The sequence below is a fragment of the Clostridioides sp. GD02404 genome, assembly GCF_045898275.1.
Classification (GTDB): Bacteria; Bacillota; Clostridia; order Peptostreptococcales; family Peptostreptococcaceae; genus Clostridioides; species Clostridioides difficile_A.
The window spans coordinates 15365-39652 of the sequence record NZ_JBJOCA010000009.1; the positions used below are offsets into that span (position 1 = coordinate 15365).

Genomic DNA, 24288 nt, shown 5'->3' on the forward strand with positions numbered 1-24288 from the left:
TTCACCTCTCGAGCTACATAGGAGTCACTAATTCCCCATCTTCTAATACATATAAGTCTCTTCTCAATATATCAACATCTAATGGGTCAATATTCAATTCAAACATCTCTAATATTTTTGGAATAAGTATATTAGTATTTAAATTAGTCTTTGAACCTGTAGCTATAGTAGCAGTAAGAGTAATATGTTCATCTTCTAAATTTAAAACATCAAAAGTTCTTATCATAGGTCTTATATCTACTTCGACCATTTTACCTTTTTTATTCTTCTTTGTTATAATTATCTCTTTATTATTCATAAAATCAATTACTTTTCTTTTTACAAACTCTTTAGTTAGAGGTCTTTTCAATTCTATATTAAACAGATATTCTCCATAATCTATAACAGAAGAAAGAGAAGGTGTTTGTCTATCAATTTCTTTTACTTTTATAAATTCTATCCCATCTGGAAGTTGAACTGATACTTTACTTAAAAACTCCTCTACTGATAAATCTTCTTCCTCTATCTCAATATCTACATACTCTCCTTGACTTTCCGTACCTAAAGCCAAAGCATTACCATAACTCATCTTAGGATGAGGATTAAATCCTTGAGAATGTGCTAAGTTTATTTCAGCCCTTCTAAATGCTCTTTGCAATAATCTCTGAAGGTCAAGATGTGATATATATATCATATCGCCTTCTTTTTTAAATTTTACTCTTATTATTTTACTCATATTAGCAAAGCCCCCTTCCTATATCATGTATATTTATTCCACAGCCATTACAATTATGTCTACAATCAGAAGTGATTTTTTCTTTTTTAGCATTCTCATCTTCTCTAATTAAGAATTTTTTATTGACACCTACATCTATATGGTCCCAAGGAAATACCTCTTCATAATTTCTATTTCTATGTGCATAGAAATCTATAGAAAGGTTATTCTTTTCCATAGCTTCCTTCCATATGTCTAAATTAAAGTGTTCTGCCCATCCATCAAACTTTGCACCTAGTTTGAATGCATCATATATAACTTCTCCTATTCTTCTATCTCCTCTAGCCACTACAGCTTCCATCAAGCTAGTTTTTGAATCATGGTAATTGTATTTTATATTGTTGTTTCTTAATTTATTTACTAAATGTCTTTGCTTCTCAACTACTGCTTCTGTAGTATCTTGACCATGCCATTGGAAAGGTGTAAATGGCTTTGGTACAAAAGTAGAAGTACTTACTGTAACACTAAAGCTTCTCTTTAATTTACCTCCATTTACTTTTCTGTAAATATCAATAACCTTATATGCTAATTTAGCTATTCCATCTAAATCATCATAAGTCTCAGTTGGTAAACCAATCATAAAATATAGTTTGACACTATTCCATCCCATTTCAAAAGCTCTTTCTGTTGCATTTTCTAAATCTTCTTCTGTAACACCTTTATTTATAACATCTCTAAGTCTTTGAGTTCCTGCCTCTGGAGCAAAAGTAAGTCCAGACTTTCTTACTTGTTGTATTTTATCAGCAATTTCCATTGAGAAGTTATCTAATCTAAGAGATGGAAGTGAAATCCCTATATTATTAGAAGCATACTCGTCCACCAAATAATCAGTAAGCTCAGATAGCTTACTATAATCACTCGTACTAAGTGATGATAATGATATTTCATCATATCCAGTATTTTTAACTAATTTATCCAATATCTCTTTAAGTCTTTCAACACTTTTTTCTCTTATTGGTCTATATATCATACCTGCTTGACAGAATCTACATCCTCTTGTACATCCTCTGAATAATTCCAACACTATTCTATCATGAACAGTATCTATATAAGGTACTATTAGTTTTTCTGGATAGTCTACAGTTTCAACATCTTTTATTATTCTCTTAGTAGGATTTTTTGGAATACCATCTCTATTAGGAGTTACACTTTGAACTGTACCATCTTCATTGTATTTAACATCGTAAAAACTTGGTATGTAGACTCCTTCTATACTTGATATTTTATATAAAAAATCTTCTCTAGTTGTTTTATTTTTCTTCCATTCTTTATACTCATTTACTACTTCTAAATTGACCTCTTCACCTTCACCTAATATTACTATATCCACAAAATCTGCTAAAGGTTCAGAATTATAGGCACAAGGGCCTCCAACCATTACAAATGGGTCTTCCAGTTTTCTTTCCTTTTTTAATATTGGTATATTTGCTAAATCTAATATATTTAAGATATTAGTATATGAAAGTTCATATTGAAGTGTAAAAGTAACAAAATCAAAGTTCGTTATAGGCTCTCTTGACTCTAATGCAAATAATGGTATGTTTTTTTCTCTCATTATATTTTCCATGTCAACAGCAGGAGAATATACCCTCTCACAAAATACATCTTCATCTTTGTTTATTACATCGTATAATATATGACTTCCTAAGTGACTCATACCAACTTCATATAAATCTGGAAAGCAGTGTGCGTATCTTATCAATTCACTATTACTAGTATCTTTATGAATTGAATTTATTTCATTTCCAAGATATCTAGCAGGCTTTTCTACTTTTTTTAAGATTTTTTTCAAGTCTACTTTATTCATTTATCCAAATTCCTCCAAACAAGCTCTTTATTTTTATTCTTATTTATAAGTAATATTATACACGATAAAATATTTTCTATCAAAAATATAACTAAAATATTGAATTTAAAACCTATATTATTCACAAAATAGAATAATTAAAAATATTTGAGTATATTTTACATTAAATTTTTATTGAATTACAATTTTTTTACAAAATATGATATATTATAAACATAGAACTATTGTTTTAGATAACTTATAATGACATCTTTTGTTTCATTGACCCCAAAACGGGGTATGTTACTTGTATAATGATAAATTTTAGGAGGGTTAAAAATGAGTAAAGTTTTTGAAGTAAAAAAAGATATCTACTTTACTGGCGTAGTAGATGAAGGTTTAAAAGTATTCGACATAATAATGGAAACTGAGTTTGGGACAACTTACAATTCTTATTTAATCAAGGACGAAAAAACGGTTTTATTTGACACAGTAAAGGCAAATTTTAAAGATGAATTCTTAAGCAATCTATCAGAAGTTACTGATATAGCTAAAATTGACTATGTTGTAATTCATCATACAGAACCAGACCATGCTGGTAGTTTAAAGTACTTATTAGATTTAAATCCTAATATAGAAGTTTATTGTACTAAAGCTGCTAAACTATACTTAGATGGTCAAATAAATAGACCTTTTAATTGTCATGTAATAAAAGATGGTGAAGTTCTAAATATTGGTAAAAGAAATCTTAAATTTATAACTGCTCCATTCTTACATTGGGTTGATACAATGTTTACTTACATTGAAGAGGACAAGACTCTTTTAACTTGTGATGCATTTGGTTGTCACTTTGCAAGTGTTGATGCAGATATAGTAAACAGTGAAGATTATCTAAAATCAGCTAAACACTATTATGACTGCATAGTTAAACCATTTGCTAAGCATGTTTTAAGCGCTGTAGATAAGGTTGTAGGAATGAACATAGAATTTGATACTATATTAACTTCTCATGGTCCAATGCTTACTAAAGACCCAATGGCTGCCGTTAAAAGATACGTTGAATGGTCTACAGAAGCTATTAATACAACAAATCAAAATCAAGTTTCTATATTCTACTTATCAGCTTACAGTAATACTTTAGAGATGGCTAAAAAGATAAAAGAAGGTCTTGATGCAGAAGGTGCAAAAGCTGAATTATATGATTTGGAAGATATGACATTAACAGAAATGCATGATACACTAGTAGTATCAAAGGTAATACTATTAGGTTCTCCAACTATAAACAAAACTATGGTTAAACCTATGTGGGATTTATTCTCTGTTATAGACCCAATGGCTAACCAAGGTAAGATAGCAGGAGTGTTTGGTTCATTCGGTTGGAGTGGTGAAGGTATAACTATGGCTGAGACTTTACTTAAAGCTATGTCATTTAAAATGCCTGTAGAATCTCTTAAGAAAAAATTCTTCCCTAGTGAAGAAACATTAAAAGACTGTATGGCATTTGGTGCAGAATTTGCAAAATTAGTTAAATAGTCATTAATAACAAATAAAATTATTTAATTTAAATAAGGAGATGATTCAAAGTTTTATTTTGAAACATCTCCTTATTTCATATACAATTATACAATTTATTTTTTTAAACACGTTGACTTTTATTTTTTCTAACTTCTCTCCATGATAGTTCTCCTCTATCAAGAGCTTTTATAAATATTTCTGCAGAAGCTAGATTTGTAGCTATTGGAACATGATAAACATCACAAAGTCTTATCAATGCTTGTATATCCGTTTCATGAGCCTGAGATGTCAATGGGTCTCTTAAAAAAATAACTAAATCTATATCTTGTGTTACTATTAAAGAACCTATTTGTTGGTCTCCACCTAAAGGACCAGATGCTAACCTATTTATATTTAAGTCAGTTTCATCCATTATTCTTTTTCCTGTAGTTCCAGTTGCATACAGTCCATACTTTTTTAAAATTGATTCATAACCTATACAGAATCCGACCATAGTATTTTTCATTTGGTCATGCGCTACTAATGCTATATTCATATACTCAATCTCCTCAATTTATGTTTACAAGTATCAAATCTAGAAATTTATTTTCTTTCTTCTCATACACACATTTAGTACTAACCCTAAATTTGCTAAGGATGTTAATAAAGAACTACCTCCATAACTTACAAAAGGTAATGTTACTCCCGTTACTGGAATTAATGCGACGGTCATACCTATATTTTGGATTATCTGATAGCCAAACATACCCATAACACCAACCACGATGAGGGTTCCATAAAAATCTTTGGCATCTCTTGCAATTACTAAAAGCCTCAATAAGAATATTGCAAATAAGATTATCAACACTGACATTCCTATTACACCAAGTTCTTCACCTACAACAGCGAATATGAAGTCACTATCTTGTACAGGTAAAAAATCCTCTTGGTTTTGACTTCCATTATATAGCCCCTTACCAGTTACACCACCAGAACCTATCGCAATAAGAGATTGCATAACCTGATAATTTCCTTTCAGTGTTACATCTTCTGGATTTAAGAATGCTTCTATTCTTATCTTCTGATGGTCTGCCATCATTAAATACATCAGTGGCATAGATACCAACAGTATGATTATTCCTCTTTTTATCAATTTTGAACTAAGACCTGCTGTAAATAGCATTGCAAATATCATACAACAAAAGACAATTCCTGTTCCTAAATCTGGCTGTGCAAGTAATAATCCAATAAATGGAATAGCATAAACCACAACAGGTATAACTTCTTTCAATGTATTTAATTTGTCCTTCTTAGTTTCAAGTATCTTTGCATAACTAAGTACAAATGTTAATTTGACTATTTCAGATGTTTGCAAATCAAGTGGACCTAAATTAATCCACGACCTAGCGCCACCTTTTGCTGTCCCAATTCCAGGTAATAAAACGATGGCTAACAAAACAAGACTTATTATATAAAGCACTTTGTAATACCTACCTAGAAGATTATAATCAAAAAATAATATGACTATAATCATCCCTATACCAAGTACAAAAGCTAATCCTTGCTTAATTAATTGATTATATGAACCTGTCGAATTAGCATGTGTTGCACTACTAAGTATAACAAGCCCAAAAATAAAGATAGCTAATACTGTAACTATAAGTTTCCAGTCTAACTGTTTTATCAACTTAATTGTCGACTTATAATTAATATTGATTTTTTTCAAAGAATCACCGTCTTTCTATCTTTAAACACATAATTAAATAAAAGGGGCATATACCAATAAGGATATCCCCCTTTTAAGCACTAATTACATACATCTATCTTTTATATTCTTTAATGGTATATTAGCAACTAATGCAGATACAGGTTTGTCATCATGCTCACCTCTGCATTTAGACATTTTTATTTCAAGGCCATCATCTTCTATCTCTGCATAATTGGCTATTACTTTTAAAATGTCTGTTTTTATCATCTCTAAAAGTTGTGGTGAACAATCTACTCTATCATGAACTAAAACTAATTTTAACCTCTCTTTAGCAACAGATTTACTAGTTTTAGCATCGTTAGAAAAAACTCTAAATAAATCTAACACAGATGTATCCTCCTTTGCTACTTAGCCATGCTAAACATTTTTTTAAGTCTACCAAAGAATCCATCTTCAACTTCTAGTTCAAGTAGAGGAACTTCTTCATTTAGTATCCTTTTTGCGATATTCTTGTATGCTTGACCAGCAAGTGACTTTGAGTCAAGTATAGCTGGTTCACCTTTATTTGTTGATATAATTATACTTTCATCATCAGGGACAAGACCTAACAAATCAATTGCTAATATTTCTATTATATCTTGTTTGTCCATCATGTCTCCACGTTTAACCATATCATTTCTAATTCTATTTATAACTAATCTTATCTCTTTTATTTCATTTGCTTCTAATAGACCTATGATTCTATCAGCATCTCTTACTGCTGATATTTCTGGATTTGTAACTACAATAGCTCTATCTGCTCCAGCTATTGCATTTTTAAATCCTTGCTCAATACCTGCTGGGCAGTCTATTATTATATACTCGAAAGATTCTTTCAGTTTCTCACATAGGTCAACCATTTGTTCAACTGAAACAGCATTTTTATCTCTAGTTTGTGCTGCTGGTAATAAATATAGATTATCAAATCTTTTGTCTTTTATTAGAGCTTGCTTAAGCCTACAAGTTCCTTCAACTACATCTACTATGTCATAAACTATTCGATTTTCAAGACCCATTACTACATCTAAGTTTCTAAGTCCGATATCTGCATCTACAACTACTGTTTTTTTATTTTCTAGGCTTAGCGCAGTTCCTAAGTTTGCTGCGGTAGTAGTTTTTCCAACTCCACCTTTACCAGATGTTATAACTATAACTTCGCTCATAATACTACCCCCTATTTTTCTTTCTATTTGTCTAATTTTGACAAATAGCTTTCGATTACAATTCTTCCATTACTCACAAAGGCTATTTCTGGGCTAATTTCTGATTCAATTTCATAATTTTCTTCATCATCTGGAGCTTCTGCAATATTCTCTGCTATTTGTAATATTTTAGGATTAAGATTTCCAGCAACAACATATGCAAATTCATTACCTTCTGCACCTGCATGTACAAAGCCTTCTATTTTACCCATTACAAAAACATTACCACCTGCTACAACTTTAGCACCAGCATTTATATCTCCCATAACAACTGTATTTGATTTTGAAAGGACTTTTGAACCAGGTTTCATATCATTTAATATTACTACATCACCTTCAAATTCAATATTTTCTCCAGATCTTAGGGTGTTGACATATTTTGTTGGAAAATTACTATTTTCTTCAATTTTGTGATCTTCAACAAATTCCACATCAAATCTAGAAGTAATTCCTTCTTTTAATTCTAAAATCTCCATGTCAGTCAAATAATCACTATTAATTTTACTAATTTTAGCCCCATTAAAAAAACCAACATACGCTTCCAATTTGTTTATTATTTTTTCCTGTATTTCCTCAAATGGAGCTTCTTTTTTTATATTTACTATTATCCCTCTTTTATTACCCTTGAACTCTACTAGTTCTTGACTACAAATTTCTCTTAAAGACATAACAACCTCCAGAGTGATATATCATTTATATTCTTCAAATACGCTTTAAATCCTTTTATTTTTTATATATAAAGCTAAAGTTTATACGTGGATTAAGCTATCTGTTAATTTGTGACTCGAAATTTATATTTTCGTCAGAAGAATTGTTAACATCATTCGTATTGTTGTCTTTTTTACTATTAGTTGGTTCTAACCCCATGTATGTTCCAATAACTTCTCTAGTTGGTAAAAGTGAGAATACACTTGAATCACCTTGAGGAATTACACATACAACAGCTATTTCTGGGTCATCTGCTGGAGCAAAAGCAACAGTCCATGTAAAAGAACCATAATCTTGTTTAAATTTATCTATCTCGTCATCTGTTATTTTTGGATTTAATTCTTTTATAGCTTTTCTTAAATATGAAGAATTTACTTTATCAGTATCTTCTAATCTAACTTTTATTCCATCCTCTAATTCTTCTTCTAATTTCTTTCTTTCTTCGTCCTTTAAATCTTTATTTTCTAATTTCTTTTTTACTTCCTTTTCTTTAGCTAATGAAAGTTCTTTTTCTTTTTCTGCTTTCATCCTATCTGCTAGTTTAACTGCATCATCTAGATTAACATTATAAGATGACATATGACTTTTTAAATATTCATATTCGTTATCTGTAGGTATTTTCCCACTTTTCTCAGCTGTACCAGTCTTTGCTGCTACATCTATTGGGAAATCAGCAAAGGCGCTCTTTGCTGTACCTTGTCTTGCAACCAATTTCATACCTTTTGTTAATTCTTTTAAGTTATCAGGATTTTTAAAAGGTATTTTTTCTACCTTCTTCTGGTCATTGATTTTCACTGATGAATAATCACTTGAAACAGCTCTATCAACTACAGATAATTCTACTAAGTTACCTCCATTTGCTATGGCAGCCACGTATCTTGATATCTGAGCTGGTGTATAGGCATTCTCACCTTGTCCTATAGCTAAGTTGAATGTATCTGCAGTACTCCATTTTGCAAAGTTAAAATAACTAAATACTGCTAAATCTGCTACTTCTTCAATTCTATCTTCTTTAACATCCAATTTTTTTAGTCTATTCATTGTTTCTACTCTACCAGGAGTTTTCTTTTCTGCTGCCCAGCTTACAATCTCATTGATTCTTTTTTCATATTCTTTAGGATTTTTATCTCTAGTTATATCAACAAAATCATTTGCCATTTCTCTTTCTAAATTTGACTTTAACAGAGCTTGTGTTGATTTCAGCTTATCCTCTGTGCTAGGTACTTTACCTGCTCTTTCTTCTACTTCATCTTGAAGTCCAGTATTTTGGTCAAGTCCAAATAATTTTGCATATTCAAGAATTTTATTGGCATTCATGTCTATACCAATGCTTTTTCCATCTGGCCATGTTTTACCTGTACCAATAGTTGCCATATATATATTACAAGACTCTTGTATTGCTTTATACAAGTTTGTCATACCATGATTTCCTCTACCATGGTTCCATACATAGTCACCAAAAGATTTTTTACCTAACATGATAACACCAGGGTCATTTATTGTAAAGTTTGGATTTAAGCCATTTTCTAAAGCTGCCATTGAGGTTACCATCTTAAATGAAGAACCTGGCTGGAATTCCCCTTGTGTAACCAAGTTTAAAAGCGGACTTCCTGCTAGTAAGTCATTTGGATTCTTTGGCTGAAGTGCTTTATAATCTTCTGTAGAAATACCTTTTGCAAATTTATTTGGGTCATAATTAGGATAGCTTGAAGAAGCTAGTACTTCTCCATTTTTTACATCAATAGCTATAAGGGCTGCTGATTGTGCTTTTCCTGCATATGCACTAATTGGTTTATCACCAAATTTACTTTTAAAAGTACCACCTTTAGAAGCAACTTCTATTATCTGTTTTAATGCATTATCTGAGACTTCTTGCAAATCTTTGTCCAAAGTAAGATATACAGTATCTCCTGATTTAGGCTTTTTAGATTCAATTTCTTTACTTATTCTTCCTAATGCATCAACCTTAACCATTTTATAACCATCAGTTCCTCTTAGCCTGCTTTCATTACTTTTCTCTACTCCTGCAAGACCTACCATATCTCCAGTTTTATAACCTTTTTGAAGATATGATTCTATTTGAGTTGATGGCATTTTTCCTACATATCCTAGCATATGTGAACCTAAAGTTCCATTAGGATAATATCTTACTGGTTCGACTGCTATTGAAACACCAACAAGGTCCATAGCACGTTCTTCAATTTGTGCAATTGTAGTTTCTCCTACATCTTTTGCAATGGTTACTGGATTATACTGAGAATATCCTTTTGATTTTATCAAATCTCTTACAACCATTATTTTTCTAGCATCTTCATCGCTTAGGCTTTTATCAATATCTAATGCCTCACTATTTCTTACTTTTTCAAACGCTTCTTTAGCATTTAGCTTGGTCTCTTTTATCTTATAACTAGCCAGCCAATCTCTCTTATCTCTTTCTGCTGTAAACATCCATTTACTAACTAAAATAGGTGGATAATATCCATTTTCATTCAGTTTTGCCTGTAATTTTGTTGCATCCAATCTTTTATCTTCTTGAGACAATATTCCAGCTGATATAAGCTTATCTACTAAGTAATAAAAACTTTCTTTAGCATTATAATCGTTTGGAATACCATTTTCTGATTTATACTCTCTAATATCTCTGTCATATGTATAATAGTATTTTCCATTCTCTACGTATATCGGAAACTCATCTACATATTCTTCACCATTTTTTTCAAGCAAATTTATAAGCTTTAATGATATTTCATTTGCTCTTGAACGCTTCTTTGCATCTTTTTTATTAATATCGTTACCTGAAACCTGAACAGTAAATAAGTTTTTATTTCCTGCTAACAATCTTCCATATCTATCTTTTATTTCTCCTCTTGGAGCTTCTATTGCCAACTTCTTATATGTTTTATTTTCAGCTAACTCATTGTAAAATTCATATTTAAATGTAGTCATGTAGATTATTTTTACTAAAATAGCTAAAAACACCACACTTATGACTATTTTAATTATTTTTAGTCTATCAACTTGTTTATTTTCTTCCATGAACTCACCAACTAATCTTCTTTAAGTTTTAAAACTGCTCTTTTAGATAAGCGATATATTACTAAACCAATTAAACTATTCACTATTGGTGCTACTAGTAGACCTTTTATAAAAAGTGTTGATATGCTATAGCTTTGATAGATTATACTAGATGTACCTATATTGACAATTGAATCAATTAAACTTCCTATAAAAATCAAAACGAAAGTAATAATATAGCTACCTTTATATAGCTGGTCTCTCATGTGTCCAATTGCATATGCAATAATAAACAAAACTAACGCATTTACACCAAAAATTCCACCAACGGTTATGTCTTTAATAAGCCCTATTATAGCCGCTATAATTCCACCCTCTAGTTCATCTAAATAAAGAGAGATTATAGTCACATATATAAGAACTAGATTAAAGCTTATGCCAAAAATATCTATATAATTTGTTATACTATTTTCTATAGTCATAAGCACAATCCCCAACAGACAAAGTAAAACTTTTTTCATTGTTTTTATCCCCTTTATCCTATATTTCTTGGTTCTATGACTACAACGTCATCTATATTCTTAAAATCAACATAAGGTTTTACAACTACATATTTTAGTGACTTATCTTTATCATCAACTACTTTTTCAACTTCACCGATTGGTATCCCCTCTGGGAAGAATCCAAGACCTGATGTTGTTATTATGTCTCCTTGAATCACATTGTATGATGAGTCAAACATATAACCTTGTAAATATCCTTTACTATTATAACTATCTTTATTATCTAAAGTAGTATTTTGAGTAATTGTTCCTTTGGCATTAGCATCCTTTGCTAGTTTAAAACTTACAGATGCCTTAGAATCCAATAGTGAAATTGCCTTGCTATAATTATTTGAAACTTCATAAACTACACCGACTAATCCACTACCATTCATAACTATACTTTCTTTTTTTACACCTGAATTTTTTCCTGCACCTATGACAAAACTCTCATACCAGTTTCCATCATTTTTACTGACAACACTTGTAGAAATACTTGTTGCTTTATATTTTTCCTCTACAAAGTTAAGTGTCTTTTTTAACTCTTCTAATGATTCTGTTTTATCTAATTTTGCATTTAAAGCTATCATATTCTTTTTAAGTTTTTCATTTTCTGCTTCTAAATTTTTTACCTTTTTAGAATTTTCTTTGAAATTTGATATGTCTTTAAATCCATTTTTGATAAAAGAAAATCCATCATTTATTCCTTTTCCTACACTTGTAATAGCATCCGATGCTACTCCTAAATTTACAGGGCTACCACTAGAAAACTTACCAATTGATATACCCACAATTCCAATTAAAGTGATAGCAACTACGCCCGTTGCTATCACTTTAACATTAATCCTTTTTTTCTCATTTTTATTCTTGTCAAATCTCAAGGCCATCACCAACTTCTAATTTTTAGCATTCATCATTAATACTTTTTCAAAGATTTCTTGGTCTTCAACAGATTTTCCTGTTCCAAGTGCAACACAATCAAGAGGTGTTTCTGCTATTTGCACAGACATTCCAGTTTCTTGTGTAATAAGTTTATCAAGACCTCTAAGCAAAGCTCCTCCTCCTGTTAGCATTATTCCGTTTTCCATTATATCTGATGCTAATTCTGGTGGAGTTTTTTCTAGTGTAGATTTTATAGCATCTACTATTGAACTTACAGGTTCTTTTAAAGCTTCTCTAACTTCTGTAGAACAGATTTCTATTGTCTTAGGTAGCCCTGAAATTAAATCTCTACCTCTTATTTGCATGTTTATTTCTTCATCATCTTTAAATGTAGAACCTATGTTAATCTTAACATTTTCAGCAGTTCTCTCACCTATCATAAGATTGTATTCTTTTTTTACATAGGCAACTATAGACTCATCAAACTCGTCTCCACCAATTCTTATAGATTTAGCAGTAACGATTCCTCCTAAAGATATTACAGCTATTTCTGAAGTACCTCCACCAATATCAACTACCATATTACCTTCTGGTTCTTCCACTTTTAATCCTGCTCCTATAGCTGCTGCCATTGGCTCTTCTATAAGGAATGCATCTTTAGCTCCTGCTTGTCTTGCAGCTTCTTCTATAGCTCTCTTTTCTACTTCTGTAACTCCAAAAGGAACACATATAGCTATTCTTGGACTTACAACACCTTTTTTGTCAGCTGCTTTTTGTATGAAATAACTAATCATTGATTGAGTTATATCAAAATCTGCTATTACACCATCTTTCATTGGTCTTATAGCTACTATATTTCCTGGTGTTCTACCTATCATTTTTTTAGCTTCTTCACCTACTGCTAAAACTTCCTTACTGTCATCTCTTATTGCGACAACTGATGGTTCTCTAACAACAATACCTTGTCCTTTTATGTAAACTAATGTATTTGCAGTCCCTAAATCTATTCCCATATCCTTTGTCATCTTATTAAAACTAAAAAAACCTTTTTTCTCTTTCTTTTTTTCCTTAGCCATGATTTTACTCCTTCCTACTATTAAGAATCATGTTAAAAACATTCTCCTACTATTTTATCACATATAAAGTCAAATTATCATATTTTCTTTAAAGCTAAAGTATAATCCATCTCCAATAATTATATGGTCAATTATTTCTATTCCAATTATTTCTCCACATTTAACAAGTCTTGATGTGATATTCTTATCTTCGCTTGATGGTTCCACACTTCCTGAAGGGTGATTATGCATTACTATTATTTTACTTGCACTTCTCCTTATAGCTTCTTTAAAAACCTCTCTAGGATGGACTAATGACGAACTTAAAGTCCCTACAGATATATCTACATCAGATATTATCTCATTTTTTGTGTTTAAAAGAACCGCTTTAAAAACCTCTTTTTTTAAATACCTCAGGCTATCCATATAATATTTATGTATATCCCAAGGATTTTTTATTTTATACTTCATAGGTTTAAAACTGGCTATTCTAGAGCCTAGTTCTAAAGCTGCTTTAATTTGAGTTGATTTTGATAACCCAATTCCATCTATATTACACAGCTCCTCTATTGTCATATCTTCTAAATGTCTAATACCCTGAATATCTCTATTTATTATATAGTTGGCTAACTCAATAGCATTTTTGTTTTTATTGCCAGTTCTTAAAAGTATAGCCAACAATTCAGTATTTGATAAGCTCTTTACTCCTTCAGCAAGCATCTTTTCTCTGGGTCTTTCCTCTGGTGCCATTTCTTTTACCTTAATGGTTGAATTAAATGACCTTTTCAGATAAATCACACTCCATAAAAAAGATTTATATTAAAATGTTTTTTTAATAAGTCACCTAACTTTGAAATCGGAAGACCAACTATATTAAAATAGTCTCCTTTAATTTCTTCAACTAGCAAAGCCCCATAGCCTTGTATGCCATAAGCTCCTGCTTTGTCAAATGACTCTTTAGTTCTCAGATAATCCTCAATATCCTGTTCTGATAACGTTTTAAATTTCACATTGCTGATTACATAATCAATTACTTTCTTATCTTCGCACAAGTTTATTAAGCTAATACCTGTTATGACTTGATGCTCTCTTCCAGATAGTCTTTTTAGCATATCTCTTGCACAAGACTCATCTTTAGGTTTTCCTAAAATAGCATTGTCTAAAACAACAACTGTATCAGCTCCAATAACAACATCTTCATTATGTTCAGATGCTACAGACATGCTTTTTTCAAAAGCCAATCTCATAACTAAATGTTTTGGTGCTTCGCCTTCCAATATAATCTCATCAATTTCACTTTTAATTATATCAAATATTACATTTGTATTCTCTAGAATTTCTTTCCTTCTTGGAGAGGCTGATGCCAAGATTATATTCATTTATTCACCTCGTTTGTACGTAATTTGTACCTATTTAGTCTATCACTATATTGTAAAAAATTCAACAGAAATGTCGAACCTTTTTTGTTACACTATTGTTATATTTATTACCAATAGAATAAATATACATAAAATAGAGGTATGGAAATTATTCCATACCTCTGTTTTATGTACTCATTAGAGATATGGAAATTATTCCATATCCTTATTTTGTCCATATTACAAAATTTTAATAGCTTTCTTTGGACATTTTTCCATACATAAATGGCATCCTACACATTTATCAGCATCTACCTTATGTTTTTCTTTTAATTCTCCTTCTATTGCATCAAACTTACATTGTTTTTTGCATACTGTACATCCAACGCAAAGTTCTTGGTCAATAGTAACTTTCTTTTTCTTAGTTATATCACCTGATATTACTTTTGTAGGGCATTTTGCTACACATTCCATACAGCCTACACACTTGCTAGGGTCTATCTTAGCTATTTTATTTTCAAATACTATAGCATCAAATTTACAAGCTTTCACACACATTCCACAACCAATACATCCAGCAGTACATTTTTCCTTAACAGCTTTACCAAATTCCTTGCTATTACATTCTACAACTACTTCTTGGCTTTCTGGCTTTGTGATTATTATACCCTTAGGGCAAACTTCTTTACATTTTCCACAATTTACACATTTCTCTTCATCTATTACTGCTACTCCATCAACTATAGAGATAGCATCAAATTTACAAGCAGCCTTACATGTTCCAAGACCTAAGCATCCAAATTTACACATTTTAGCTCCTGAATTTAAAACATTTGCTGCTCTACAATCTGATATTCCTTCGTACTCATATTTATCTTTTGCACTTGAGCAAGTTCCTTTACAAATAACTTTTGCTACTTGTTTTTCACCTGCTTCAGCACTTACTCCCATTATTTCTCCTACTTTTGCACCAACATCTGCTCCACCTACAGGGCAGCCATTAACTGGTGCTTTTCCTTCAACTATTGCACTTGCAAGACCTCCACAACCTGGAAATCCACAACCACCACAGTTAGCTCCTGGAAGTACTCCTAGTATAGCTTCCACTCTCTCGTCTACTTCTACAGCAAACTTTTTAGATGCGAAATCTAGCACTATCCCGAAGATTAAGCCCATAACTCCTAAAACTAATACAGCTGTAAGTATCACTATTTTCACCCCTCTTTTTTATAGCTTTATAAGTCCTGTAAATCCTAAGAAAGCTATTGACATTAAACTTGCTGATATAAGTGTTATAGGGAAACCTTTAAACGCTTCTGGTATATCAGCTAATTCTAGTCTTTCTCTTATACCTGCGAATATTACTATTGCTAAAGTAAATCCAGCTCCAGCTCCAAATCCGTTTATTATTGTTTCTACTAAGTTATAACTTTTTTGAACATTAACTAGAGCTATACCAAGAACTGCACAGTTTGTAGTTATAAGAGGTAAATAAACTCCTAATGCTTGATATAAAGATGGACTCATCTTTTGAATTACCATTTCAACGAACTGAACTATAGAAGCTATAACTAATATAAAAGCTATTGTTTGTAAAAATTCAGTTCCAGTTTTCACTAATAAAATCTGTATAAAATAAGTTATAATTGAAGCTAAAGTTAAAACGAATGTAACTGCAACTCCCATCCCCACTGCTGTATCAACTTTCTTAGAAACTCCTAAGAAAGGACATATACCTAAGAACTGAGATGTTATAACGTTATTAACAAGAACGATACTTAAAAATAAAAGTATTAAATTCATTTATTACACCTCCACTACGCTTTTTTACTTCTTAATTTATTAAATCCTGCAAATAAGAATCCTAATGTTAAGAATGCACCTGGTGGTAATATAAATATTAATACTGGTTGGAAAGATGCTCCAAATAGAGTCAATCCAAATAAACTACCATTTCCAAGTAATTCTCTTACTGCACCTATTATTGTAAGAGCAACAGTAAATCCAAGACCTTGACCCACACCATCAACAATTGAAGCTAGTGGACCAGTTTTAAAAGCAAAACTTTCTGCACGAGCTAGTATTAAACAGTTAACAACTATTAATGGTATATATATACCAAGAGCCTTATCAAGAGCAGGAACATATGCTTTTAAAACCATTCCTACTATTGTAACAAATGTAGCTATAATTACTACAAATATAGGTATTCTTATCTTATCTGGTGTGATTTTTCTTAGTAATGATATAACTAAATTTGCACATATTAAAACTGCTGCTGTTGAAAGACCCATACCGATTCCATTTATTGCTGAAGTTGTAACGGCTAGTGTTGGACACATACCTATAACTTGCACAAATGTTGGGTTCTCATCTATTAGCCCATTTTTAAATACTTTAGCTAAATTCATAATTAACCCTCCTTATTTATTAAGAGCACTATTGAAAACATCTATAGCCGCATTTACTCCTGTAGTAACTGCTGTAGACGTAATAGTTGCACCTGATATTGCTAGTATTTGATTGTCTGCTGTTGTACTACCTTTTGCTACTTCAAGAGGTTCAGCAGTTTTTCCTTTGTATTGACCTTTAAACGCATCATCTTTAGCTTTTGCTCCAAGTCCTGCTGTCTCTGTCATATTCCCAATATCAACACCTGTAACTTGACCTTCAGATGATATACCTACCATAACTTCAATTTCTCCACCATAACCACTTGGTTTAGCTTTTAAAGTATATCCCACTACTTCAGAACCATCAAGACCTTCATATACCTCAGCTATAAGTCCATCTCCAAGGTTTTTATAAGTACTTTCTTTCATTTCTTTGAACTCTTTTGCTTCTGGAAGTACTGCCTTTCTAAGTTCATTATTTGCTTGTATATTTCTTTGTTCTATTACTGGAGCTGTAACTTGATTTGTAGCTCCAAGTGCTAATGCGGCTATAGCACTTATAGCAAGTAAAGTTCCACCTAGTCTTACAATACTATTCATTATTTAGCCACCTCCCCAAACACTCTATTTCTAACAAACTTATCTATAAGTGGAGCAAGACAGTTTACTAGTAGTATTGAGTAAGATACACCTTCTGGATATCCACCATACATTCTTATAACAGTTGTTATAAGACCAGCTAATACAGCGTATATTATTTGACCTTTCTTAGTCATAGGCGAAGTTGTATAATCCGTAAGCATGAAGAATCCACCTAACATAAGACCTCCAGCAAACAATTGATATATTGCGAAATTTATATTAAATCCACCTAAAAGGAATGTTAATATAAATACAGTTGCTATGTAAAAAACTGGTATAACATAATTTATTATGCCTTTATACATTAGGTATACTCCACCTAATAATAATAATATTGCTGATGTTTCACCTATACATCCACCAATATTACCAATCATCATATCAGCGAGACTAATTCCATTGCTAGAAAGGTCTGCTAATCCTGCTGCTCCATTTTTCAAAAAGCTCAATGGAGTTGCTGTACTAACTGCATCTAAGTTTTTACCTATCCAGTTAACACCTGGTTGAGTCCAAGCAGTCATTGCAACTGGGAATGATGCTAGTAAAAATGCTCTTGCAGCAAGTGCTGGATTGACAAAGTTACATCCAATTCCACCAAATACCATTTTAACTACTAATATTGCAAATATTCCTCCTACTAGACACATCCACCAAGGAAGTGATGCAGGTACGTTAAATGCCAATAATAATCCTGTTACAACAGCTGAAAAATCTCCTATAGTACTTTTTTGCTTCATAAATTTTTGATATAAAAATTCAGTACCTACTGTACCAAGTATACAAAAAAACATAGCACTCAAAGCATTAAGTCTAAAGAAGTATACTCCTGCTACTGCTGCTGGAAGGAGTGCTATAATAACTTGTTTCATTATATATGAAGTATCTTCATTACTTCTCACATGAGGAGAAGATGATACTATCAACTTATTTTCCATCGTTTTTCCCCCTTAACTTTCTTTATTTCTGAGCAGCTTGCTTTCTTCTCTTTGCTCCTATTTCTCTCTTTGCTGATCTTATAGATTGAAGTAATGGTCTTCTTGCTGGACAAATAAATGAACAAGACCCACATTCTATACAATCCATTGCTCTATGATATTCAGCTGTGTCATAATCATCTTTTAAAGAATATGCACTTATATAAAGTGGTTGTAAGAATGATGGACATACATCTGTACATCTTCCACATCTTAAACAGTTTTGAATATCTGGAGTACGTGATTCTTCCTCATCCAAACATAAAATTCCTGAAGAACCTTTATTAGTTGCTATTTCAGTAGTATATTGAGCTATCCCCATCATAGGTCCACCCATTATAACTTTACCAACCTTCTTATCGTCTTTAAATCCACCACATTGTTCTATTATTTCTGAAACCAATGTCCCAACTTTTGTTATTAGGTTTTTAGGTTCTTTGATACAACTACCTGTTATTGTAGTAATTCTTTCTACCAAAGGCATACCTGTTTTAATAGATTTAGCTATTTGAGCTGCTGTGGCAACGTTGTCAACAACTGCCCCTGCTGCTATTGGTAATCCACCAGATGGAACTTCTTTACCTGTACACGCATAAATAAGTTGTTTTTCTGCTCCTTGTGGATATTTCACTTGAAGACCAACAACTTCGATTTCACTATAATCTTTAGCTACATTTTGGATTGCTTCTATAGCATCTGGTTTATTTGTTTCAATTCCTATAAATCCTTTTTTAACATCTAATACCTTCATTAAAGCTCTTAAACCAAACACAACATCTTCTGGATTTTCAAGCATTAATCTGTGGTCTGCAGTTAAATATGGTTCACACTCTGCTCCATTTAATATAACTACTTCTGCTTTACTATCTGGTGGAGGAGATACTTTTACATGGTTAGGGAATGTAGCTCCACCCATACCTACTATTCCTGCCTCTTTTATAATACCTACTATATCTTCTTTACTCAAATCCTCTAACTGACCTTTTGGTTGAACACTTTCATGTAATTCTTCCTTAAAGTCGTTTTCGATAACTACACATTGAGCTGAACCACCTGGTACTTCATGTTGTTCAATAGCAATAACTTTTCCTGATACTGAAGAATGAACGTTACATGAAACGAAACCTTGTTGCTCACCTATTTTTTGCCCAAACTTTACTTCATCACCAACTTCAACGATAGGTTTAGCTGGTGCCCCTATATGTTGCTGAAGAGGAATGTAAACTATCTTTGGAGCTTGAGCTTTTTCAAGTGCCTTTGTGTTAGAGTACTCTTTTCTATATGGAGGATGTATCCCTCCCTTAAAAGTTAAGAGTTTCATTGTTTTACCCCCTTATCTATAAAAAAACATTTTTTCTGCCTTCTATAAGTATACTATATATATTAAAAAATCTTAACAATTGTTAAAAAAATATCCCTATTTTTATAATTTATTTTATAAATCAATACCTTTATATTAAGTCAAAACGAGGAAAAGGATTGCTTAATTAAACAATCCTTTTCATATAGCTTTCTAAAGTCTAAATTTTCTGTATTTTATTTTATAGAATTTATAAACAGAGAGTACTCTTGCATAGATGATAAAAGTAGACTTTTACTCACACTATATTTTTCTTCATTTGCAGCTTTTGAAGCTGTATCAATTTTTTCGTTTACATTCTTTACATAATCAATCAAATTATCTTTAAATAAACGCATTTCAGAATAGTCAATTTTTTCAGCTTCTTTTGATATATTTTGTGATATTGCCTTTCTATTTGTCAAAATAGTATTATATTTTTTCATATCCACATTATTTTCATCATTTGACCAAAAACTTGATTCTTCTTTAAAGTTTGTTATTAATTTATTTAATTCATTAGATATACTCTCTATATAAGCGTAATTATTTGTGTATTCTAGAGATAACATAGGTGCATCTAGGTGTGACAAAAATGCATCTGGAAATATCTTTCTTACATTGTTTATGTGCTTTCTAACCTCATTTTCATCAAATGAAGAATATGTCTGTATTTTTTTTACACCATCCTTCTCCATAACTGAAAAAGGTATATCACTGCTGACTAATGATGTCTGTATTTTTTTCAAGTCATCATTATTATCTATTGCTGCAACTTGAATAGTATACATGTCCCAGCCCTCTATAGTAGCTAATTTTACTTCTTCTGCTTCTTTAGTATTATTTACTGTTTTTTCTGGATTAGTTTCTTCTTTACCTTCTGAATTGGTTTGTGATTTAGATTTCTTTCCGTTTTTTATTGAATTTAATTCATCAGATATATCTTTATAAGTTATATCTGATGAATGATTTAGAAATGGTATTTTAGCTGATACATATTCAAGTACCTTGCTATCTTTTATTTTTGTATAAGAATAATAGCCAATCAGACACAAGCAAGCAATAGTTATAACATACTTACGTAAATCAATTTTATGTCTATTATTATTAAATCCTCTGTATATCGTTTTTCTTCTATTCATTAGTTTGTCCCCCCAAAAATTATATTATTAATAAAGTATATTTTTAAGAGTCACAATTTATGAATAGAAATAATTATTTATTCTAATTTTTTAATAAGAAATTATATTCGTTAAGCAAGTCTTCTTGCTCCAAGTAATACTTTGGACCAATATGAACTAGTTAAATTATCCACTTTTACCTTATTAGGATTGGTCTGAGTACCACTACAATGGATAAACTTACTATTACCTACATATATACCTACATGATTAGTTGCTCCATCTCCATCAGTATCAAAGTAAACTAAATCTCCTGGAGCATAATTGCCCATAGAAACTGCGCTTCCAGACTTAGCTTGCTCTCTAGAAACCCTTGGAATAGAAACACCTACAGAATTTTTGAAAACATACTGTGTAAATCCAGAGCAGTCAAATTTATCAGGGCCTGATGCTCCCCATTGATATGGAATTCCAATAAGAGTATATGCAAAGTCTACTATTGTTGAACCTTTTGCTGTAGATTTATCTGAATTTCCATTAAATGACGAATTAGAATTACTGTTAGACTGAGAATTCTGATTAGATGATGAACTAGGATTTTCTTTTGCACCTTCACTAGTCTCAGAAATATAACTAGCACTTACCCATCCAGTTGTCCCATTTGATAACTTTACTTTATACCATCCACTACTCTTAGCTTTTAATTCAACAATATCTCCAGCATTTAATTTTCCTATTATAGAATAGCTTGTCCCAGGTCCACTTCTTACATTTAAACTTACAGTAGATGTAACTTTACCATTTTTACCTTCTATTGATTCTTCACTAGATGGCTTTTTATCAGAATTATTAGTACTATTTGAATTAGAACTGTTCGAATTAGAATTATTTGTCCCAACATCTTCTGACGTTTTTGAGATATATTGGCTACTAGCCCATCCAGTAACTCCATTTGATAATTTTATTTTATACCATCCATTACTTTGTTCTAATAATTTTACTACATCTCCATTATTTGCCTTACCAACTAATGAATAGTTAGTACCTGCGCCACTTCTTATATTCAATCTCGAACTTACATTAACCTTGCCATTTCCACTTATAGTTGTACCACTTGAAGTTGAATTGCTTTGGTTTGATGTACTTTCAGATGAACCACTAGTCGATATGTATTTTGCACTTCCCCATCCAACAACAGAATTTGATACCCTTACCTTATACCATCCATTAGATTTTTCTAAAATCTCTACAGCCTTTCCTTTGTATAATTTTGCTACTTTATCACAGTCAGCACTTGGCCCACTTCTTATATTCAAAGCGCTTGCCGTTACTACTCCTTTTTCAAGAGCACTTGCATTTATGGAACTAACTGATACTGCTACTGCTCCAATTCCTAAAGCTGCTATAGCTTTCTTCACTACTATCACTCCCCCCAACAAATTTTTATAAACATAAAGTCATAACATTATTATCCATTTTTAGTACCTATAATTTAATGATAACTTATAATATAATTAATTGTAAAGAAATTATAAATATTTCCTTAAAATTAATAATTTTTAGGAAGTATTTCAATCCAATAATTATCTGGGTCTGCTATAAAATAAATTCCCATATTTTCATTTTCGAAACATATACAGTCCAAATCTTTATGAAGTTTTTTTGCCTTATCAAATTCATCAACTTCTAAAGCCAAATGGAATTCATTATCTCCTAAATTATATACTCCATCCCAATCTCTAAGCCAAGTTAATTCTAATGTATGGCTAGTAATACCATCCCCTAAATAAACTAATATAAAACTACCATCTTCTGCCTCTTTACGCTTTACTTCTTTCAACCCTAAAGCTTTATTATAAAAATTCAGACTTTTTTCTAAGTCAGTAACATTGAAATTGTTATGGCAAAAATTAAACTTCATTTTGAAATCACCCTCCAATTTTTATTTTTTTTATATTATATCATTATTATAAATTTATTTAAATCACATTAAGTTAAAAATTTGAATAATGCTGTGTAATTCATAAATAGTAGTAAATTATTTAAGATAATATGTCAAAAAAAGAATAAGTTCTATCAAATCCACAGAAGAATTATAATCAAGTTATACTTAATCATGTAAATTGATAGAACTTACTATTTAAAATTTTTATAATAATTACCTTACCTCATTCAATTCTAACTAAACAGATTAAAATCTTAATTCTTAATCTTTTCTTTAATAATATAGTTTATTACTTTTTTTCTAATGTCTTCAGCATTATAATCATCTTCTACTTGTATATCCAAAAGTTTTGCTATAGACTTCATATCTTCCCTAGTTTTTGACCTATAACTTGCTATTAATTCATCTTTTATCTTTTCAGGTTCTAAAAGATATTCTTCATCTCCTCTTTTAAAAGCAACATACTTTTGAGCATATGAACTTCTATTATAGTATATATATCTTGATATTTTTCTTAAAATCTGATTATATGAAAGTCTCTTGTTAATATCAAGCTTTAAGTACTCTGAAAAAGCAAATAGCTCTTTTTTTGATTTAAATAAAGTTTCCTTCTTTATAGTTCTTGATATCGAATTTACACTTTCTTGATATGCACACTTTTTCAACATTTTTAAATATACTCTATTAAGACCAATACTTTGATTAAATTTTTTTATGTTATTATTGATAATCTTATCTAAATTGCCCTCAAAGTATTTTTTTGCTCCTTTTTGTGATACATAACTCTCAAGCTCTTTGTGGGCCATATCAAGTATCATTTTTTTTAAATCCTCTTTATATCCCCTAGATTCCATGATACTCCCTCCCTTAACTATTTATAGTATATTCAAAATAATTAAGAAATGTGAGTAATCACGAAAATTTTTTATTTTTTATGTATATATTAATTTAAAAGGGGAGATAATAGTAATGTAAAATCAAACATACTCAATCTCCCCCATTTTTAGACCTCTATTACTCCCCCAATAGAGGTCTTTTTTTAGTTTATTATTTTCTATTCAATTCCTTTTAGTTCAAATCCTAATTCTGCAATTACTTCTTTTAATTTTTCAGTTGATACATCATCTTTCATATCTACAGATGCACATTTGTTTTCTAAATCTACATCTAAAACTTCAACACCATCTATATCTTCTGTTAATGCAGTTTTAAGATGATTTACACAATGACCACAACTCATACCTTCTACTAATAGTTTCTTTTTCATTTAATTACCTCCTTATACCCTATAAGGGTATTTTATCATATAGTTTTGACTTTTTAAATACTAA

Annotated in this window: 25 protein-coding genes; 1 reads left to right on the plus strand and 24 read right to left on the minus strand. The window is 30.9% G+C overall.

Features of this window, described 5'->3' with window-relative positions; translation table 11 throughout:
* Nucleotides 1-13: 13 nt before the first annotated feature.
* Together Q3287_RS07260 and Q3287_RS07265 are read right to left on the minus strand one after the other, a co-directional pair.
* Nucleotides 14-715: a TIGR03936 family radical SAM-associated protein gene (locus Q3287_RS07260; protein WP_054269674.1), complete on the minus strand. Its 702-nt coding sequence runs from the start codon at nucleotides 713-715 to the stop codon at nucleotides 14-16.
* Nucleotide 716: 1 nt separating this feature from the next.
* The gene (locus Q3287_RS07265; protein ID WP_074178849.1) at nucleotides 717-2561 is read right to left on the minus strand and encodes a TIGR03960 family B12-binding radical SAM protein; all 1845 of its coding nucleotides are present in this window, start codon (nucleotides 2559-2561) and stop codon (nucleotides 717-719) included.
* A 318-nt stretch (nucleotides 2562-2879) separates the two neighbouring features.
* On the opposite strand from Q3287_RS07265, the gene Q3287_RS07270 reads away from it, so the two are divergent.
* Nucleotides 2880-4073, plus strand: a complete 1194-nt coding sequence (locus Q3287_RS07270) for an FprA family A-type flavoprotein (protein WP_054269672.1) — start codon at nucleotides 2880-2882, stop codon at nucleotides 4071-4073.
* A gap of 103 nt (nucleotides 4074-4176) precedes the next feature.
* Here Q3287_RS07270 and mgsA read toward each other — a convergent pair whose 3' ends face one another.
* The 22 genes from mgsA to Q3287_RS07380 form a co-directional block, all read right to left on the minus strand.
* Complete coding sequence (mgsA, locus tag Q3287_RS07275) at nucleotides 4177-4590, minus strand: methylglyoxal synthase (protein WP_054269671.1); 414 nt, start codon at nucleotides 4588-4590, stop codon at nucleotides 4177-4179.
* 39 nt (nucleotides 4591-4629) lie between these two features.
* On the minus strand, nucleotides 4630-5760 hold the full coding sequence (gene rodA, locus Q3287_RS07280) for a rod shape-determining protein RodA (RefSeq protein ID WP_407963782.1): 1131 nt from the start codon (nucleotides 5758-5760) through the stop codon (nucleotides 4630-4632).
* A gap of 84 nt (nucleotides 5761-5844) precedes the next feature.
* Nucleotides 5845-6129: a cell division topological specificity factor MinE gene (gene minE, locus Q3287_RS07285; RefSeq protein ID WP_021383822.1), complete on the minus strand. Its 285-nt coding sequence runs from the start codon at nucleotides 6127-6129 to the stop codon at nucleotides 5845-5847.
* 17 nt (nucleotides 6130-6146) lie between these two features.
* Complete coding sequence (minD, locus tag Q3287_RS07290; RefSeq protein WP_021383865.1) at nucleotides 6147-6944, minus strand: septum site-determining protein MinD; 798 nt, start codon at nucleotides 6942-6944, stop codon at nucleotides 6147-6149.
* Between the two features lie 23 nt (nucleotides 6945-6967).
* On the minus strand, nucleotides 6968-7651 hold the full coding sequence (gene minC, locus Q3287_RS07295) for a septum site-determining protein MinC (RefSeq protein ID WP_054276227.1): 684 nt from the start codon (nucleotides 7649-7651) through the stop codon (nucleotides 6968-6970).
* A 97-nt stretch (nucleotides 7652-7748) separates the two neighbouring features.
* Nucleotides 7749-10727 carry a penicillin-binding transpeptidase domain-containing protein gene (locus tag Q3287_RS07300; RefSeq protein WP_054276226.1) on the minus strand — a complete coding sequence of 993 codons (2979 nt, stop codon included), beginning with the start codon at nucleotides 10725-10727 and terminating at the stop codon, nucleotides 7749-7751.
* A gap of 11 nt (nucleotides 10728-10738) precedes the next feature.
* Nucleotides 10739-11227, minus strand: coding sequence for a rod shape-determining protein MreD (gene mreD, locus Q3287_RS07305; protein WP_219673570.1), 489 nt, complete (start codon nucleotides 11225-11227; stop codon nucleotides 10739-10741).
* A 14-nt stretch (nucleotides 11228-11241) separates the two neighbouring features.
* A complete protein-coding gene (gene mreC, locus Q3287_RS07310) occupies nucleotides 11242-12135 on the minus strand; it encodes a rod shape-determining protein MreC (RefSeq protein ID WP_054269666.1) in 894 nt (297 codons plus the stop codon).
* 9 nt (nucleotides 12136-12144) lie between these two features.
* Complete coding sequence (locus tag Q3287_RS07315; protein ID WP_054269665.1) at nucleotides 12145-13206, minus strand: rod shape-determining protein; 1062 nt, start codon at nucleotides 13204-13206, stop codon at nucleotides 12145-12147.
* 69 nt (nucleotides 13207-13275) lie between these two features.
* A complete protein-coding gene (gene radC / locus Q3287_RS07320) occupies nucleotides 13276-13935 on the minus strand; it encodes a DNA repair protein RadC (protein ID WP_021383866.1) in 660 nt (219 codons plus the stop codon).
* A 44-nt stretch (nucleotides 13936-13979) separates the two neighbouring features.
* Nucleotides 13980-14564: a nucleoside triphosphate pyrophosphatase gene (locus tag Q3287_RS07325; RefSeq protein WP_054269664.1), complete on the minus strand. Its 585-nt coding sequence runs from the start codon at nucleotides 14562-14564 to the stop codon at nucleotides 13980-13982.
* A 219-nt stretch (nucleotides 14565-14783) separates the two neighbouring features.
* Nucleotides 14784-15755 carry an RnfABCDGE type electron transport complex subunit B gene (locus tag Q3287_RS07330; protein ID WP_054269959.1) on the minus strand — a complete coding sequence of 324 codons (972 nt, stop codon included), beginning with the start codon at nucleotides 15753-15755 and terminating at the stop codon, nucleotides 14784-14786.
* 15 nt (nucleotides 15756-15770) lie between these two features.
* Complete coding sequence (gene rsxA / locus Q3287_RS07335; protein WP_054269663.1) at nucleotides 15771-16346, minus strand: electron transport complex subunit RsxA; 576 nt, start codon at nucleotides 16344-16346, stop codon at nucleotides 15771-15773.
* A 14-nt stretch (nucleotides 16347-16360) separates the two neighbouring features.
* Nucleotides 16361-16954 carry an electron transport complex subunit RsxE gene (gene rsxE, locus Q3287_RS07340; protein WP_021383804.1) on the minus strand — a complete coding sequence of 198 codons (594 nt, stop codon included), beginning with the start codon at nucleotides 16952-16954 and terminating at the stop codon, nucleotides 16361-16363.
* Between the two features lie 12 nt (nucleotides 16955-16966).
* A complete protein-coding gene (locus Q3287_RS07345; RefSeq protein ID WP_054269662.1) occupies nucleotides 16967-17536 on the minus strand; it encodes an RnfABCDGE type electron transport complex subunit G in 570 nt (189 codons plus the stop codon).
* Nucleotides 17536-18513 (minus strand): RnfABCDGE type electron transport complex subunit D, encoded by a 978-nt coding sequence (locus Q3287_RS07350; protein ID WP_054269661.1) that lies wholly within the window; start codon nucleotides 18511-18513, stop codon nucleotides 17536-17538. Before Q3287_RS07350 ends, Q3287_RS07345 begins: the two co-directional genes overlap by 1 nt.
* 22 nt (nucleotides 18514-18535) lie before the next feature.
* Nucleotides 18536-19873, minus strand: a complete 1338-nt coding sequence (gene rsxC / locus Q3287_RS07355) for an electron transport complex subunit RsxC (protein ID WP_054269660.1) — start codon at nucleotides 19871-19873, stop codon at nucleotides 18536-18538.
* A 215-nt stretch (nucleotides 19874-20088) separates the two neighbouring features.
* Nucleotides 20089-21033, minus strand: a complete 945-nt coding sequence (locus Q3287_RS07360; protein ID WP_407963783.1) for a hypothetical protein — start codon at nucleotides 21031-21033, stop codon at nucleotides 20089-20091.
* Between the two features lie 110 nt (nucleotides 21034-21143).
* On the minus strand, nucleotides 21144-22430 hold the full coding sequence (locus Q3287_RS07365) for an SH3 domain-containing protein (protein WP_407963784.1): 1287 nt from the start codon (nucleotides 22428-22430) through the stop codon (nucleotides 21144-21146).
* A gap of 131 nt (nucleotides 22431-22561) precedes the next feature.
* The gene (locus Q3287_RS07370) at nucleotides 22562-22933 is read right to left on the minus strand and encodes a VOC family protein (RefSeq protein WP_054269657.1); all 372 of its coding nucleotides are present in this window, start codon (nucleotides 22931-22933) and stop codon (nucleotides 22562-22564) included.
* A gap of 278 nt (nucleotides 22934-23211) precedes the next feature.
* A complete protein-coding gene (locus tag Q3287_RS07375) occupies nucleotides 23212-23811 on the minus strand; it encodes a hypothetical protein (protein WP_054269656.1) in 600 nt (199 codons plus the stop codon).
* A 200-nt stretch (nucleotides 23812-24011) separates the two neighbouring features.
* The gene (locus tag Q3287_RS07380) at nucleotides 24012-24224 is read right to left on the minus strand and encodes a heavy-metal-associated domain-containing protein (RefSeq protein ID WP_054269655.1); all 213 of its coding nucleotides are present in this window, start codon (nucleotides 24222-24224) and stop codon (nucleotides 24012-24014) included.
* Nucleotides 24225-24288 lie beyond the last annotated feature (64 nt).